Annotated in this window: 14 protein-coding genes; 9 read left to right on the plus strand and 5 right to left on the minus strand. The window is 66.4% G+C overall.

The features are described from left to right. Window positions 1-602 precede the first annotated feature (602 nt). Window positions 603-818 carry a dodecin gene (locus CEY08_RS16705; protein ID WP_042794506.1) on the minus strand — a complete coding sequence of 72 codons (216 nt, stop codon included), beginning with the start codon at window positions 816-818 and terminating at the stop codon, window positions 603-605. A gap of 188 nt (window positions 819-1,006) precedes the next feature. Between CEY08_RS16705 and CEY08_RS16710 the strand changes: the two genes are divergently transcribed. Further along, window positions 1,007-1,513, plus strand: coding sequence for a DUF6496 domain-containing protein (locus CEY08_RS16710; RefSeq protein ID WP_063641102.1), 507 nt, complete (start codon window positions 1,007-1,009; stop codon window positions 1,511-1,513). Window positions 1,514-1,520: 7 nt separating this feature from the next. Here the strand turns inward: CEY08_RS16710 and CEY08_RS16715 are convergent, their stop codons facing one another. Next, a complete protein-coding gene (locus tag CEY08_RS16715) occupies window positions 1,521-2,450 on the minus strand; it encodes a LysR family transcriptional regulator (protein ID WP_063962491.1) in 930 nt (309 codons plus the stop codon). A gap of 112 nt (window positions 2,451-2,562) precedes the next feature. On the opposite strand from CEY08_RS16715, the gene CEY08_RS16720 reads away from it, so the two are divergent. From CEY08_RS16720 to CEY08_RS16730, 3 genes are all read left to right on the plus strand, one after another. Next, entirely contained in the window at window positions 2,563-3,357 is a 795-nt protein-coding gene (locus CEY08_RS16720) for an SDR family NAD(P)-dependent oxidoreductase (protein ID WP_076814728.1), read from the plus strand. Window positions 3,358-3,372: 15 nt separating this feature from the next. Beyond that, window positions 3,373-4,386, plus strand: coding sequence for a zinc-binding alcohol dehydrogenase family protein (locus CEY08_RS16725; RefSeq protein ID WP_063641100.1), 1,014 nt, complete (start codon window positions 3,373-3,375; stop codon window positions 4,384-4,386). A gap of 163 nt (window positions 4,387-4,549) precedes the next feature. Continuing rightward, window positions 4,550-4,783: a hypothetical protein gene (locus CEY08_RS16730; RefSeq protein WP_042794509.1), complete on the plus strand. Its 234-nt coding sequence runs from the start codon at window positions 4,550-4,552 to the stop codon at window positions 4,781-4,783. 50 nt (window positions 4,784-4,833) lie between these two features. Here the strand turns inward: CEY08_RS16730 and CEY08_RS16735 are convergent, their stop codons facing one another. From CEY08_RS16735 to CEY08_RS16745, 3 genes are all read right to left on the minus strand, one after another. Continuing rightward, window positions 4,834-5,190: a hypothetical protein gene (locus CEY08_RS16735; protein ID WP_076814730.1), complete on the minus strand. Its 357-nt coding sequence runs from the start codon at window positions 5,188-5,190 to the stop codon at window positions 4,834-4,836. Between the two features lie 69 nt (window positions 5,191-5,259). After that, window positions 5,260-6,171, minus strand: coding sequence for an aldose epimerase family protein (locus CEY08_RS16740; RefSeq protein WP_063962488.1), 912 nt, complete (start codon window positions 6,169-6,171; stop codon window positions 5,260-5,262). Between the two features lie 87 nt (window positions 6,172-6,258). Beyond that, a complete protein-coding gene (locus CEY08_RS16745; RefSeq protein WP_076814732.1) occupies window positions 6,259-7,149 on the minus strand; it encodes a LysR substrate-binding domain-containing protein in 891 nt (296 codons plus the stop codon). Between the two features lie 127 nt (window positions 7,150-7,276). Between CEY08_RS16745 and CEY08_RS16750 the strand changes: the two genes are divergently transcribed. From CEY08_RS16750 to CEY08_RS16770, 5 genes are all read left to right on the plus strand, one after another. After that, window positions 7,277-8,065 carry a 3-hydroxybutyrate dehydrogenase gene (locus CEY08_RS16750; RefSeq protein ID WP_063962486.1) on the plus strand — a complete coding sequence of 263 codons (789 nt, stop codon included), beginning with the start codon at window positions 7,277-7,279 and terminating at the stop codon, window positions 8,063-8,065. Between the two features lie 86 nt (window positions 8,066-8,151). Then, window positions 8,152-9,462: a fumarylacetoacetase gene (gene fahA / locus CEY08_RS16755; protein ID WP_076814734.1), complete on the plus strand. Its 1,311-nt coding sequence runs from the start codon at window positions 8,152-8,154 to the stop codon at window positions 9,460-9,462. A gap of 71 nt (window positions 9,463-9,533) precedes the next feature. After that, window positions 9,534-10,493 carry a tripartite tricarboxylate transporter substrate binding protein gene (locus CEY08_RS16760; protein WP_076814736.1) on the plus strand — a complete coding sequence of 320 codons (960 nt, stop codon included), beginning with the start codon at window positions 9,534-9,536 and terminating at the stop codon, window positions 10,491-10,493. A gap of 65 nt (window positions 10,494-10,558) precedes the next feature. Then, complete coding sequence (gene mutS, locus CEY08_RS16765; protein ID WP_084738577.1) at window positions 10,559-13,228, plus strand: DNA mismatch repair protein MutS; 2,670 nt, start codon at window positions 10,559-10,561, stop codon at window positions 13,226-13,228. Beyond that, window positions 13,225-14,418: a cupin domain-containing protein gene (locus tag CEY08_RS16770; protein ID WP_063641092.1), complete on the plus strand. Its 1,194-nt coding sequence runs from the start codon at window positions 13,225-13,227 to the stop codon at window positions 14,416-14,418. Before mutS ends, CEY08_RS16770 begins: the two co-directional genes overlap by 4 nt. Window positions 14,419-14,598 lie beyond the last annotated feature (180 nt).

Consider the following 14,598-nt stretch of genomic DNA (forward strand, 5'->3'; position numbering starts at 1 on the left):
GGAGGCCCACACTTATCCCCGCCAACTGTGGAGAAGGTTGAGGACAGCCTTTGGGCAGAGTCAAAATCTCCTGTCCCGCCAAGCACTTGCAAGGGGCGGTCAAAAAATGCGCAATCATCCTTTTGGATGATTTTTGTCGCACTTATCCACTGAAATCGGGATGAACCCGCGACCTCGCGCCGCAATCTTGCGGCCATGTGCATTTGTCCCCGCGTTCTGTGGAAAAGCATGAGGACAGTATGAGGGCAGCTTGGAAATTCCCTTGCATATCAAGTGCCTGCAGGGGGTGGTCAAGAATGGCTCAAACACCGTATCGAGACGTGGCGGGTTGTCCCCGGCAAATGTGGATAAGCCTGAGGACAGCCTGCGGGTAGCGTTCAAAAACCCTTACGGGCCAAGCACTTGGAAGGCCCGCTCAAGAAACGCTCACTATCCGCGGACCCACGGTGTCATGCCGAGCAGAAACTGCAAAGGGCAAAAGCGCGGCCAGCTTGTCCCCACCGAATGTGGACAAGCCTCTGAACAGTCGCATAACAAGCTGGAAAAACCCTTATCCGACAGTCACTTGGATGGCGTGCTCAAGAAAGAAGCAGCAAGAGAGCTCATTCGTTGCCTTCCAGCCGCATGCCAATCTTCAAACCGACCTGCCAGTACGCCACCTTGCCGTCCTTGATATGGCCGCGCACTTCGGTGACTTCGAACCAATCCAGGTTGCGCAGCGTTTCGGAAGCGCGGGCGATGGCCTGGGAGATGGCGTCATCGGTGGATTTGGTGGAAGAGCCCACCAATTCGATTTGCTTGTAGACATGATTCGACATAGCTCGTCTCCGCTGAGGGTGTGAGTCGTGAATCGTCGGCCTGGCCAAGGTGTTCCGGCGCTTACGACCGGCAATCCATTCGAACACACAGCATACGCTCACGGCGCTAGAGTGGTGTTACGAGTTCCGTCGCACCGGCCTCGGCGCGGCGGAACCCGTTCCCGCAACGCAAGCAAGGAGGTGTCGTCATGCCTGAACGAAAAACCCTGGAACGAGCGGCGCGCGATAAACGCCAAGGAAAGTCCGCGTCCACGCAAGCCGGAGAGTTCGTGCGCGAGGAAATCGAACACGTGCGCGAAGGCAAGCACGGCGTGCGCTCCACCAAGCAGGCGATCGCGATCGGACTGTCCAAGGCGCGGCGGGCAGGCGTCGACCTGCCCACCCCCAAGAAGGCCAGCGCAGCCACGAAGCGCAAGGCCAAGCAGGACAGCAAGGCGGCTGAGGACGGGCATGCCAAGTCGACCAAACGCGCCAAGGCCACCACCACCGCCCTGAAGAAAGAAAGCACCAAGCCCGCATCGCGCACTGCGCTGTCGCGCCAGGCCAGCGCATCCGCGTCCAAACGCACCGCGGCCGCGCGCTCCGCCGCCGCCAAGAAGGCTGCCGCCACCAAAGGCGCGGCGGGGCGTTCCGCAGCGGCGAAGAAAGCCGCTCGCACGCGCGCGGCGAATCAGCGCGCCGCCCACGCACATTGAGGCCCGGTCAGGCCCTGACGTCCGGCCCCGCGGCAGGGCCTGCCTCGAATGCCTTGAAGCGTTCATGCAGAAACTCGCGCAGGCGCTTGACCGCCGGCGACAGCAGCATGCGGTGCACGCAGAGCAGGTATAGCGGCGAAGGCTCGCACTCATAGTCGGCCAGGACCTCGATGAGCCGGCCCGCCCGCAAGTCGGCCAGCACGTCATAGCGCGATTTGTACGCCAGCCCGTGGCCGGCCAGCGCCCAGCGGCGCACCAGTTCGCCGTCGTCGCCCACTCGATCGCCCTTGACCGGTACGTTGAGGACGGTCCCCTGGTGCAGAAAGGCCCAGCGGTCATGCAAGGTTTCGCCCAGCACAAACGACAGGCAATTGTGGCGCCGCAGGTCCTCGGGCACGCGGGGGACGCCATGGCGCGCAAGGTAGGCCGGCGAAGCGCACACGACGCGGCGATTGTGCTCGGCAAGCGGCAGGGCCACCAGTCCCGAGTCGTTCGGCGTGCCATAGCGCACGGCGATATCGACCGGTTGCCGGTACAGATCGGCCAGGCGGTCACTGATGCGCACCTGGAAGTTGACGCGCGGATGGCGTTCCTGGAATTCGTCCAACCAGGGCAGCAACACGTGGCGGCCGAGGTCCGAGGGGATCGACACGGACAGCGTGCCCGAGATGTCCGTCTTGTTGCGCGCCACGGCATTCCTGCCTGCTTCCAAGGCCGACAGCGCCGAGCGGGCATGCTCCAGGTAGCGTTCGCCGTCGCTGGTCAGCCTGAGGCTGCGCGTCGAACGCACGAAGAGGCGCGCGTCCAGGGCTTGCTCCAGCCGTTTGAGCGCGGCGCTGGCAACCGCAGGCGTCAGGTCCAGTTCGCGCGCGGCGGCGGAAAAGCTGCCTTGGGCGGCTGCCGCCATGAAAATTCTCAGGTCCTCAAACCGCACCATGCCGGCCTCATTTTCAAAAAATTATTGAAACTGACTGCGATGCTAGCCGCTTTTTCCCTGGTTTGGACTGGGTAATCATGCCCACATCCCCCGACACGCAAGGAGTCACCCCATGAAAATCGAACTAAACGGCAAGAAGGCCCTGGTCACCGGATCTTCCGGCGGCATCGGCCTGGCCATCGCCGCGGGTCTGGCCGAGGCCGGCGCCGAGGTCGTGCTGCACGGCCGTAACGCCGACAAATTGGCACAGGCCGCCGCCTCCCTCGCCAAACAGTTTGCCGCCGCCCGCGTCAGCACCGTGCAGGCCGATCTCGCCACCGCCGACGGCGCGGCTTCGATCTCCGCCGCGCATCCCGACGTGGACATCCTGATCAACAACGCCGGCTACTTCGCCCCCAAGTCCTTCACCGAAATCACGGACGACGATTGGCAGTACATGCTGGACACCAACGTCATGAGCGGCGTGCGCCTGTCGCGCTACTACCTGCCTCGCATGCTGGCCGCCGGCTGGGGTCGCATCGTGTTCATCTCCAGCGAATCCGCGGTGCAGATTCCCGCCGAAATGATCCATTACGGCGTGAGCAAGACCGCCTTGCTGGGCGTGTCTCGCGGGCTGGCTGAACTGACGGCCGGCACCGGCGTTACCGTCAACGCCGTACTGCCCGGCCCCACCCGCTCCGAGGGCGTATCGGACTTCTTCGCCGAAATGGCCAAGGAGCAAGGCGTGACCCAGGACGAAATGGAACGCGACTTCATCGCCCAACACCGCCCCACCTCACTGCTGCGGCGCCTGGCCACCGTTGAAGAAGTGGCCAATATGGTCGTCTACACCTGCTCGACGCAAGCCTCGGCCACCAATGGCGCCGCGCTGCGCGTGGACGGCGGCGTCGTCCGCTCCATCATCTGATCCTTGCCTGAAACCATGAAAGCCATCGCCTTTTCCAAGAACCTGCCCGCCGACCATCCCGAGGCGCTGCAGGACATCACCCTCGCCGATCCCGTGCCGGGCGAGCGCGACCTGCTGGTCGAAGTCCGCGCGATTTCAGTCAACCCGGTGGACGTGAAGATCCGCGCCAATCGCAAGCCCAAGGAAGGCCAGCCCGAGGTCATAGGCTGGGACGCCGCAGGCGTCGTGCGCGCGGTCGGCGCCAAGGCCAGCCTGTTCAAGCCGGGCGACCGCGTCTGGTATGCGGGCGCGCTGAACCGGCCCGGCGCCAACAGCGAATTGCACGTGGTGGACGAGCGCATCGTGGGCCGAATGCCCGCCAGCCTGGATTACGCGCAGGCCGCCGCGCTGCCGCTGACCACCATCACTGCCTGGGAGCTGCTGTTCGACCGCCTGCGCGTGCTGGACAACAGCGCCCCCAGCCAGGGCAGCCTGCTGGTCATCGGGGCCGCAGGCGGCGTGGGATCCATCCTGGTGCAACTGGCGCGCCAACTGACCGGCCTGACGGTGATCGGCACCGCCTCGCGTCCGGAGACGCAAGCCTGGGTCCGCGAACTGGGCGCGCATCACGTCATCGACCATAGCCAGCCCCTGGCCGCCGAGCTCAAGCGCATCGGTTTTCCGCACGTCAGCCACATCGCCGGCCTGACCCAGACCGACCAGCACTTCGCGCAAATGGCCGAAGCGATCGCGCCGCAAGGCAAGATCGCCCTGATCGACGACCCCGCGGCCATCGACGTGCGTCTGCTCAAGTCCAAGTCGGCTTCGCTGCACTGGGAGTTCATGTTCGCGCGTTCGCTGCACGCCACCCCCGACTTGATCGCGCAGCACGAACTGCTGAACCAGGCCGCCCGCCTGATCGACGAAGGCACATTGCGCACCACCCTCGGCGCGCACTACGGCAAGATCAACGCGGAAAACCTGCGGCGCGCCCATGCCTTCATTGAAAGCGGCAAGGCGCAGGGAAAGATCGTGCTGGAAGGGTTCTAGGAAGCGCGCATGCCTTGCCGCGATCCGCGCGGCGGGGCATCTCGCAATTGGCGGCGGAAAGCAGTACAACCTCGACTGCGCGCAATCGCAAGCGCAATGCCATCGGGAGTCTCTTCTGCTCGACCACATATTCAATCAGACGCTGGAACCCGTGCTTTGGGGGATGGTGGCCTTCACCTTGCTGATGCTGAGGCTGGCGCCCCTGCAGGGATGGAAGGCCGCCATCGTCGCCGGCATCACGGCGGGCCTGGTCTTCGATACCGTGCAATTCCGCGTGGGTCCGCCGCGGCTTTGGGATTCGCTGGTGCTGGGCTCGATGCTGGCCGCCCTGCTGGCGGCGGCCGTGCTGGAACTGCTGGTGCACTTGCTGCGGCGCTCGCGCACCGAGCGCGCCTGACACGCCGCAGCGGCCTGCGGACAAGACCCGATGCGCCGCCCGGCCCCTTTTCAGGCGCGCCCTTCCCGCTTGGCCCGGGCGTGAGGATCCTTGATTTCAGCCTCCAGTTCGGCGATCAACCACTCGAACCAGCCGTTTTCAGCGCGGGCATAGACCACCGCGGCCGGCGTCTTGCCTGTGCGCCAGCCCGGCTGGTGCGCATCCATCCACGCTCCCAGGCTTTTATGCGGCGCCAACAGGCCCGACAGCCACGACCACAGGTAGTCGGGCACGTTGCGGCGGAATCCTTGCGCGCAGGCGTAGATGGTGGGCTCAAGCGGCAGGTTGCCGGCGCGGGCCAGCCTCGCCTGCACCCGGCGCAGGATCTCGGCCGCAGCCTGCAATTGTTCGGTGCTGAGCTTTTTCACGTGAGGACTCCTAGACTTGGTTTGCCCGGATTATCGCCGCAGGCGGCAGCGCTTTCAAAGGGGCGCGGTTCATCGGCTAATCGCCTCCCGCGGCGGGTCCAGCCTAAACAGCGCGGTCGCGCTGAAACGCGCGCCAGGCTCCAGCACCCGCATGCCGGTGCGGGCGTCACCAGCTGCCGCCAGGTTGAACGCGTCCGCCACATTGGTGACCGGCTCCACACACAGGAACTCCGAACCGCCCGCCGTATACACCACCAGGTGCGCAAACGCCGGATCGGCGTGCAGCGCCAGCTGGTGCCCGTCCGGCCAATGCAGAGTGGCCCGCCCTTCCCATTGCGACAGATAGGTGTCGCAGCCGCTGGCCGAACGCCGCAATTCGCGCACGTGGACAGCCTTGCTGCCCGCAGGCAACCCGTCGGCGTCCGCCGGCCATTCGCGGCGCGCGTGCAGCGTGACGCGTTCAGCCGTGAAATAGGGATGCAGGCCCAAGCCGAACGGCATGGGCGTATCGCCAAGATTGGTGATGCCAAGCGCCACACTCAGGCCGCGCGCGTCCAGCCGGTAGCGCTGCACGCATTCGAAGGCCCAGGGCCAGCCCAGCACGCCGGCGGGCTGATCCAGCACCAGGTCGACGCTGTCCGCGCCGTGGCTGCGCACGCGCCACGCTTGATGCAGGCCCGCTCCATGGATCGCATGGGGCCGGCCCGGCACGGATTGCAGCGCGTGGCGCACGCCGTTGAAGGCGAACACGCCGTCCCGAATGCGGTTGGCGTACGGCGCCAGCGGATAGGAGCCTGCGCGCGGCCACTGGCCGGCAGGCCACTGCGTGGCGGCCAGCGGCACGATCCAGTCGTGCGTGTGCGTGGACAGCCGGGTCAGGCGTCCGCCGCCTCCAGGCGCGAACTCAGCCAGGTGCGGGCCGCTGGCAATGGTGATGCGTTCGCTGGCATCCAGCGATGCCGGAACGGGAAGATCCTGCATAGATGTAAGGCTCCGATGACGCGACAAGGGTCGCGCGCTGCGATTGTGCCGTCCGCAGGATAGCGGCGGCAAGCGCCGGGCGATTCCTCATTCCCCCGCGGTAACGACGCCGCACAGCGCCAGCAGCCGGCCCAGCGCTGGATTCTGATTGGTCTCCAGCCATGCGATGCCATGTTGCAGCTTGGGCGCGTCCGCAGGCAGCGGCCGGAACACCACGCCCTCCATGTTGAACGACTCGATGTCTCGCGGAATGATGGCCACGCCCGTGCCGGCCGCGACCAGGCACATCAGGGTCTGCGATGCCTCCGTTTCGCGCACCACGCGGGGCAGAAAGCCTGCCTCCAGGCAGATGGCATCCATGGCGCCGCGCAGGTGAAAGCCCTTGCCCGAGGGATAGGCGATAAACGGTTCATGGGCCAGGTCGGCAACGCGCAGGCCGGGCTTGGCCGCCAGGGGATGGGCGTCGGCCAGCGCAATGGAGAACTCGCTGAGCATGAACTCGTGCGACACGATGTGCTTACCTTCCAGCGGCAAGAAACACAGCGCCGCGTCCAGCGCGCCGTCCAGCAGCTTCAGGCGCAGTTCGCCGGTGGGCAACGGCCCCTGGATGTCCAGCGCGATGTCGCTGTAATGGCGCCGGCAATCCCGCACCAGGCCAGGCAGGCGCACGTGGCTGGCGCGTCCGGTGTAGCCCAGCCGCAGGCTGCCGGTCTCGCCGCGGCCGGCTTTGCGGCAGGCTTGCACGGCGCTGTCGAGCTGCCGGAACATGGGCTGGAGGTTGTCCAGGAATACGCGCCCGGCCACCGTCAGCGTCACCTTGCGCGTGCTGCGATCGAAAAGCTTCACACCCAACTCGTCTTCCAGTTCGCGGATGCGCTGGCTCAAGGGAGGCTGGGCGATGTGCAGGCGCAAGGCGGCGCGCGTGAAGTTCAGCTCCGTGGCAAGAACCATGAAGCTTTGCAGATGGCGCAATTCCATGACGAGTTCCGGTATCGGCTATTGATATGCATCCAATATAAATGATGTTCCGATAATAAATTGGACGACTCAATTTCAGCCCACTAAGCTGCCACGCATTGCATAACGACACAGCGTGGAGACAAGCATGGCTGATCTTTCGGGGCGCGTTGCCCTGGTAACCGGTTCGACCAGCGGCATCGGCCTGGCCGTGGCGCGGCGCCTGGCGCGCTCGGGCGCCACCCTGGTGCTCAACGGCCTGGCCGATGCGGACGCGGTCGATGCCCTGTGCGCCGAATTCCGCGATACCTATGGCGTGCCGGTGCGGTTCCAAGCCTGCGACCTGCGCAAGCCGGCGCAGATCGAAACCATGATGGCCGAGCTGAACCACGCCTATGGCGCGCTGGACATCCTGGTCAACAACGCCGGCATCCAGCACGTCAGCCAGATCGAGGCCTTCCCCGTCGACAAATGGGACGACATGATCGCGGTCAACCTGTCGGCCAGTTTCCACACCATACGCACGGCGCTGCCGGCCATGCGCGCGCGCAACTGGGGTCGCATCGTAAACATGGCGTCCATCAGCGGATTGCGCGGACGTGCGGGCAAGACTGGCTACAACGCAACCAAGCACGGTTTGATAGGCCTTACCAAGTCCGTGGCGCTGGAGACGGCGCAGACCGCCATTACCTGCAACGCGATCTGCCCCGGTTGGGTGCATACGCCGCTGGTGCAAAAGCAGATCGACGCGCTGGCCGAGCGCGAGGGCCTGGACAATGCCGCAGCCACCAACAAATTGCTGGGCCTGCGCCAGCCTTCGGGCAAGTTCGTCACCCTGGAACAGATCGCGGGCCTGTGCGAGTTCTTTTGCTCGCCTGATGCGGACGAAGTGCGCGGCGTGGCCTGGGCCATGGACGGCGGCACCACCGCCGCCTGAAATCGCGGCAGCAGCCGCAACTGAACATACGCGCCGGCCGGGCATCGGCGCGCAGCCATACCGATAACGCCCGCGAGGAGAGCACGATGCTGGACCACACCCATGCCCCCGGCGCCAAGAGCTGGGTCGACGGAGCCAACGGCCATCCGGACTTCCCGGTGCAGAACCTGCCAATAGGCGTGTTCCGCCACGACGGCGGCACGCCCCGGGTCGGCGTGGCCATCGGCGAGCACGTGCTGGATGCGCGAGCCGCCGTGGAACTGGGCTTGCTGGACGGTCTGGATCCGGCTTCGCGCCAGGCGCTGTCGGCAAACCGGCTCAACGATTGGATGGCGTTGCCGGCCACTGCCCGCCAGGACGTGCGGCACGCCCTGTTCGCGCTGCTGGACGCCTCCCACCCCGCCAGCGCCCGGCATGCGGCACAGGCCGCGCGCCTGCTGCACCCGCAGGCGGAGTGCGAACTGCTGTTGCCGGCGGACGTGGGCGACTACACCGACTTCTATGCCGGCATCCATCATGCGAGCCACGTGGGCAAACTGTTCCGGCCCAACAACCCGCTGATGCCGAACTACAAGCATGTGCCCATTGCCTATCATGGCCGCGCCTCATCCATCTGCGCTTCCGGCACACCGGTGCGCCGGCCGCGCGGACAGGTCCGGACCGCAGCCGGCGTCGACACCCCGGCCTATCGCCCGTCGGCGCAACTGGACTTCGAACTGGAACTGGCAATCTGGATCGGCCCCGGCAATGCGCTCGGCGAGCCAGTACCTCTGGAACAGGCCGCGAGCCACGTGGCGGGCTACGGCCTGCTGAACGACTGGTCAGCGCGCGACATCCAGGCCTGGGAATACCAGCCGCTTGGGCCGTTCCAGGGCAAGAACTTCGCCTCCACCGTGTCGCCATGGGTGGTGACCGCCGAGGCGCTGGCGCCGTTCCGCCGCGCCGCCATGGCGCGCGGCGACGGCGACCCCGACCTGCTGCCATATCTGCGCAACACCGACGACGCCGCCATGGGCGGGATGGCCATCGCGCTGGAGGCATGGCTGTCCACTCCCCTCATGCGCGAACGCTCGCTGGCGCCGCAGCGGCTGGCTGCCTCCGACGCGCGCCATCTGTACTGGACGCCGGCGCAGATGGTGACGCAGCACACGCTGGGCGGCTGCAATCTGCGGCCGGGCGACCTGCTGGGGTCCGGCACCATCTCCACGCCCGACGACAGCGGCCACGGCAGCTTGCTCGAACTGACTCACGGCGGCACGCGCCCCATCACCTTGCCCTCGGGCGAAACGCGGCTGTTCCTGGAGGCGGGGGATGAAGTCACCCTGACGGCCCATTGCAGCCGCGACGGGTTCCAGCGCATCGGCTTCGGCGCAAGCCGGGCACGCATCATCGAATGACATTCAAAACCAGGCATCCCGCAAAGCCTGGAACCAGCCGGCAAGCCGGCGGCACACAAAGGAGGAAAGACATGAAGAAGATTCTGGCAGCAGGCATGGTGGCCCTGGCAGCGGCAGGCAGCGCGCCCGCGCTGGCGCAAGACTTCCCCAACCATCCGATCCGCCTGATCATTCCGTATTCCGCCGGCGGCGTCACCGATGTCGTCGGCCGCGCCCTGGCCGAACAGTCTGGCAAGCGGCTGGGCCAGACCGTGGTGGTGGAGAACAAGACCGGCGCCAACGGCACCCTGGGCGCAACGCAGATGCTCAACACCGCCCCCGACGGCTACACCGTCACCATGGTGCCCATCGGCATCTTCCGCATGCCGCATATCACCGGCACGCGGTATGACCCGATCAAGGACCTGACCTATATCTCCATGATCGCCGGCTACAACTATTACGTCGCGGTCGGCGCCGACTCTCCCTGGAAAACACTGGACGATCTGGTCGCCTACGCCAAGTCCAAGCCTGACGCGATTTCCTACGGCACGCCGGGCGCCTACAGCAGCCAGCACATCGCCATGGTGCAATTGGGCGAAGCCGCCCAGGCCAAATGGACCCACGTGCCCTACAAGGGCGATGCCGACGCGCTGTCCGCCATGCTGGGCGGCCACATCCAGGTGCTGGTCGGCGCAAGCACCATCCTGCCCTACGTGGCCTCGGGCAAAGTGCGCATCCTCGCTTCGCTGGGCGACAAGCGCTCGCCGGACCTGCCGGACGTCCCCACGCTGAAGGAGGCCGGCTATCCCGTGGTGCACACCTCGCCTTTCGGCATTGCCGGCCCCAAGGGCATGGACCCGGCCGTCATCGCCAAGCTCGACGGCGCCTTCCGCGCCACCCTCAAGGACGAGGCCTTCCTCGCCCTGCTGCGCCAATCCGGCGTCTCGCCGCAATACATGGATTCCGCCACCTACACCAAAGCCGCGAAGGCCAGCGCGGATACGGAGCGCGAGGTCATCAAGAAGCTGGGCAACATCATGAACAAATAAAGTACGGACCAAACCGGCATCCGTCCCTCCCCGCAGCGGTTCGCCCGCCCGATACAATCACGGGCATGAATTCCGCAACGCAAAACACCGCCGCCGACGCCCACGCGGGCCACACCCCCATGATGCAGCAATACCTCCGCCTGAAGGCGGAGGCCGGCCCCTTGCTGCTGTTCTACCGCATGGGGGATTTCTATGAAATGTTCTATGAAGACGCGGAGCGCGGCGCGCGTCTGCTCAACCTGACGCTGACCAAGCGCGGGTCGTCCAATGGCACGCCGATTCCCATGGCGGGATTGCCGGTCCATGCCATGGAGCAATACCTGGCGCGGCTGGTCGCCATGGGCGAATCCATCGCCATTTGCGAGCAGATCGGCGATCCGGCGGCGTCCAAAGGACCCGTCGAGCGCCGCATCGTGCGCATCGTCACGCCCGGCACGCTGACAGATGACGCGCTGCTGCCCGCCAAGGCGGACCGCGCGCTGGCCGCCGTGTTCGTCGGCGGCACGGCGCGCGCGCCGCGCGCGGGGCTGGCCTGGCTGAATCTGGCCAGCGGCGATTTCCGCGTGACCGAATGCGCGCCCGGGCAACTGGAATCCGAACTGCACCGCATCGCGCCGGCCGAAATCGTTTGCGCCGACAGCGCCGAATTCGATTTCCCCTTTGAAGGCGCGCGGGCCCGCGTGCCCGACTGGCACTTCGAAGCCGACAGTGCCCGCGCCCACCTGCTGGCCCATTTCAAGACGGACACATTGGCTGGCTTCGATATCGAAGACATGCCCGCCGGCATATGCGCAGCGGGCGCCCTGCTGCGCTACGCGGCGCGCACCCAGTCGCAGGCCCTGACCCACGTCCAAAGCCTGTCGGCGGAACGCCCTGGCCAGTACGTGCTGCTGGATCCGGTCACGCGCCGCAATCTCGAACTGACACAGACCCTGTCCGGCGAAGACTCGCCCACGCTGTTCTCGCTGCTGGACGGCTGCCGCACCCCAATGGGCAGCCGCTTGCTGCGGCGTTGGCTGCACCATCCATTGCGCGAGAATGAACCGGCGCTGGCGCGCCAGCAGGCCATTTCGGCGCTGCTGGCTGGCCGCATGGACATGGAGCAGAGCTTCGGGGCGGCCGGCTTCGGCTCGGCCGGCCTGCTGGAATCGCTGCGCGACGCACTGAACGCCTTCCCCGACATCGAGCGTATTGCCGCCCGTCTGGCGCTGCGCTCGGTTCGCCCGCGCGAATTGGCCAGCCTGCGCGATGCGCTTCAGGCTTTGCCCGCGTTGCGCGACCAGGTGGAACCCATGGCGGACTCGCCGCGGCTGGGCGAACTGACCGCTCACTTGTCGGTGGATCCGGCCCTGGCCGCCCTGCTGGTGCGCGCCATCGCCGCCGAACCCGCCGTCGCCATCCGCGACGGCGGCGTCCTGGCTGCCGGCTTTGACGCCGAACTGGACGAGCTGCGCGGCCTGGCGGCCGATGGCGGCGACTTCCTGGTGCAGCTGGAAGCGCGTGAGCGCGAGCGCACCGGCATCAGCAATCTGCGCGTGGAATTCAACCGCGTGCATGGCTTCTACATCGAAGTCACCAAGGGCCAGACGGCCAAGGTGCCGGAGGACTACCGCCGCCGCCAGACGCTGAAGAACGCCGAACGCTACATCACCCCTGAACTCAAGACCTGGGAGGACAAGGTGCTGTCCGCCCAGGACCGCTCGCTGGCTCGCGAGAAATGGCTGTTCGAGCAGTTGCTCGACGTGCTGGCCGAGCACGTGCGCCCGCTGTCCGACTGCGCCGCCGCGTTGGCGGAACTGGATGCCTTGGCAGCCCTGGCCGAACATGCGCGCCGCCACGACTGGATCGCGCCCGAACTGTCCGAGCAGGCCGACATCGACATCGACGCGGGCCGCCACCCCGTGGTGGAAAACGCCATCGAACGCTTCACGCCCAATGGTTGCCGGCTGGAGCCCGCGCGCCGCATGCTGCTGATCACCGGCCCGAACATGGGCGGTAAATCGACCTATATGCGGCAGGTGGCGCTGATCGTGCTGCTGGCTCGCATCGGCAGCTTCGTGCCCGCGTCGCGCGCCCGGATTGGCAAGATCGACCGCATCTTCACCCGTATCGGCGCGGCCGACGATCTGGCGGGCGGGCGCTCGACCTTCATGATGGAGATGACCGAGGCCGCCGCCATCTTGTCGGCCAGCACGCCCAACAGCCTCGTGCTGATGGACGAAATCGGCCGCGGCACCTCCACTTACGACGGCCTGGCCCTGGCGTGGGCCATCGCCTGCCGCCTTCTCGCGCACAACCGCGCGCTGACGCTGTTCGCCACCCACTATTTCGAGCTGACGCGCCTGCCCGCGGAACAGCCGGCCTCAGCCAACGTGCACCTGGCCGCGGCGGAATCGGCCGGCGGCATCGTGTTCCTGCACGAAGTGCGCGAAGGCCCGGCCAGCCGCAGCTACGGGATCCAGGTGGCGCAGCGCGCCGGCGTGCCCGCCGCCGTCATCCGCCAGGCCTCGCGCGAGCTGGAACGCCTGGAAGCCCAGGGCGCGCCCACGCCGCAGCTGGGGCTGTTCGCGGCCGCGGCGGACGCCGACGCGCAAGCCTACGCTCAAGCCGACCGCTCCGACGAGCTGGAGGCGCTGGACGCCCTGCGCGAGGAACTCGCCGCCATCGATCCCGACAGCCTGACCCCGCGCGAAGCGCTGGATGCCCTCTACCGCCTGAAGAAGCACCTGCAATGAACCTTGATCATCCCTTGACGCTGCTGGGCAACCAGAGTCCCAACGACTTCATGCGCCGCTACTGGCAGCGCAAGCCTTTGCTGATCCGTCAGGCCATTCCCGGATTCAAGCCCCCGGTAACCATCGCCGCCATCAAGAAGCTCGCACGCCGCGACGACGTGGAGTCGCGCCTGATCTGGCGCGAAAACGGCGAATGGCAAATGGAGAACGGCCCATTCGCCCGTCTGCCCAAGGACAATGAAGGCGACTGGACGCTGCTCGTGCAAAGTGTCGACCTGCACAGCGACGCCGCCTCCGAACTGATGCAGCTATTCCGCTTCATTCCCGACGCGCGGTTGGACGACGTCATGATCAGCATCGCCAGCCACGGCGGTGGCGTGGGGCCGCATTTCGACAGCTACGACGTGTTCCTGCTGCAGGCGGCGGGCGAGCGCGAATGGCGCTACGGCCGACAAAAGGACCTGTCGCTGGAGCCCGGCTTGCCGCTGAAGATCCTGAGCCGCTTCGAACCCGAAGAAAAGGCCGTGCTGGTCCCCGGAGACATGCTGTACCTGCCGCCTCAAGCCGCCCATGACGGCATCGCCATGGGCGACGGGTGCATGACCATCTCCATCGGTTTCCGCGCGCCCACCCAGGCGACGCTGGCGCGCGGCCTGCTCGAAGCCGCCGCGGACCAGGTCATGGCCCGGGTCGGCCTGCTGGGCGGCCCCTATGGCGAACCTGCCCTGCCCGGCCCCAAGCTGTCCGCCGTGTATCGCGACCCCGGGCAGCCGGCCGTCGACACCCCCGCCGCCCTGCCCGACGCATTGGTGGCCGCCACGCTGGAAACCGTGGACAAGCTGCGCTTTGACGATGCGCTGGCTGCGCGTTTTCTGGGTTGCTGGCTGACCGAACCCAGCAATCTCAGCGTGTTCGACGCGCCCGAAGGCATGGACGTGGACCTGGAAGAGGACTGGCCTGCCACGGGCAGGCTGGTGCTGGACCGCCGCAGCCGCATGCTGTATCGCGGCAAGCAGCTTTTCATCAACGGGGAAACGGCCATGGCGCCCGCTGAAGCGGCCTTGCGCGCGCTGGCCGATGCACGCAGCCTGGATTGTTCCGACCCGTCCTGCGCGCGCCTGTCCGACGACGCGCGCTCCTGCCTCGCGGATTGGCTGGATTCAGGCTGGATCCGGTACGAGCCGGCGTAGCATCCGGACACCGCCGCGTATCAGTCCTGTACAGAAGGAAATCAGGTCTGATACGCGGGACACATCAAGAAAGACATAACACGAAGCTGAAAGGTTTGTTGCCGTTGGGATGCGACCTTTTTAACTTTCATACGCGCTGCGCCCACGTGTTCCTGTAGCCTGACCTCTGGTTTCCCCTAA

Origin of the sequence: Achromobacter insolitus, assembly GCF_002209555.1 — a bacterium.
Taxonomy (GTDB): Bacteria; Pseudomonadota; Gammaproteobacteria; order Burkholderiales; family Burkholderiaceae_B; genus Achromobacter; species Achromobacter insolitus.

What these genes read in the sequence shown, in the direction of transcription:
- CEY08_RS16705 (WP_042794506.1), bottom strand. Translation starts at nt 818, where the DNA reads ATGTCGAATCATGTCTACAAGCAAATCGAATTGGTGGGCTCTTCCACC.
- CEY08_RS16710 (WP_063641102.1), top strand. Translation starts at nt 1,007, where the DNA reads ATGCCTGAACGAAAAACCCTGGAACGAGCGGCGCGCGATAAACGCCAA.
- CEY08_RS16715 (WP_063962491.1), bottom strand. Translation starts at nt 2,450, where the DNA reads ATGGTGCGGTTTGAGGACCTGAGAATTTTCATGGCGGCAGCCGCCCAA.
- CEY08_RS16720 (WP_076814728.1), top strand. Translation starts at nt 2,563, where the DNA reads ATGAAAATCGAACTAAACGGCAAGAAGGCCCTGGTCACCGGATCTTCC.
- CEY08_RS16725 (WP_063641100.1), top strand. Translation starts at nt 3,373, where the DNA reads ATGAAAGCCATCGCCTTTTCCAAGAACCTGCCCGCCGACCATCCCGAG.
- CEY08_RS16730 (WP_042794509.1), top strand. Translation starts at nt 4,550, where the DNA reads ATGGTGGCCTTCACCTTGCTGATGCTGAGGCTGGCGCCCCTGCAGGGA.
- CEY08_RS16740 (WP_063962488.1), bottom strand. Translation starts at nt 6,171, where the DNA reads ATGCAGGATCTTCCCGTTCCGGCATCGCTGGATGCCAGCGAACGCATC.
- CEY08_RS16745 (WP_076814732.1), bottom strand. Translation starts at nt 7,149, where the DNA reads ATGGAATTGCGCCATCTGCAAAGCTTCATGGTTCTTGCCACGGAGCTG.
- CEY08_RS16750 (WP_063962486.1), top strand. Translation starts at nt 7,277, where the DNA reads ATGGCTGATCTTTCGGGGCGCGTTGCCCTGGTAACCGGTTCGACCAGC.
- fahA (WP_076814734.1), top strand. Translation starts at nt 8,152, where the DNA reads ATGCTGGACCACACCCATGCCCCCGGCGCCAAGAGCTGGGTCGACGGA.
- CEY08_RS16760 (WP_076814736.1), top strand. Translation starts at nt 9,534, where the DNA reads ATGAAGAAGATTCTGGCAGCAGGCATGGTGGCCCTGGCAGCGGCAGGC.
- mutS (WP_084738577.1), top strand. Translation starts at nt 10,559, where the DNA reads ATGAATTCCGCAACGCAAAACACCGCCGCCGACGCCCACGCGGGCCAC.
- CEY08_RS16770 (WP_063641092.1), top strand. Translation starts at nt 13,225, where the DNA reads ATGAACCTTGATCATCCCTTGACGCTGCTGGGCAACCAGAGTCCCAAC.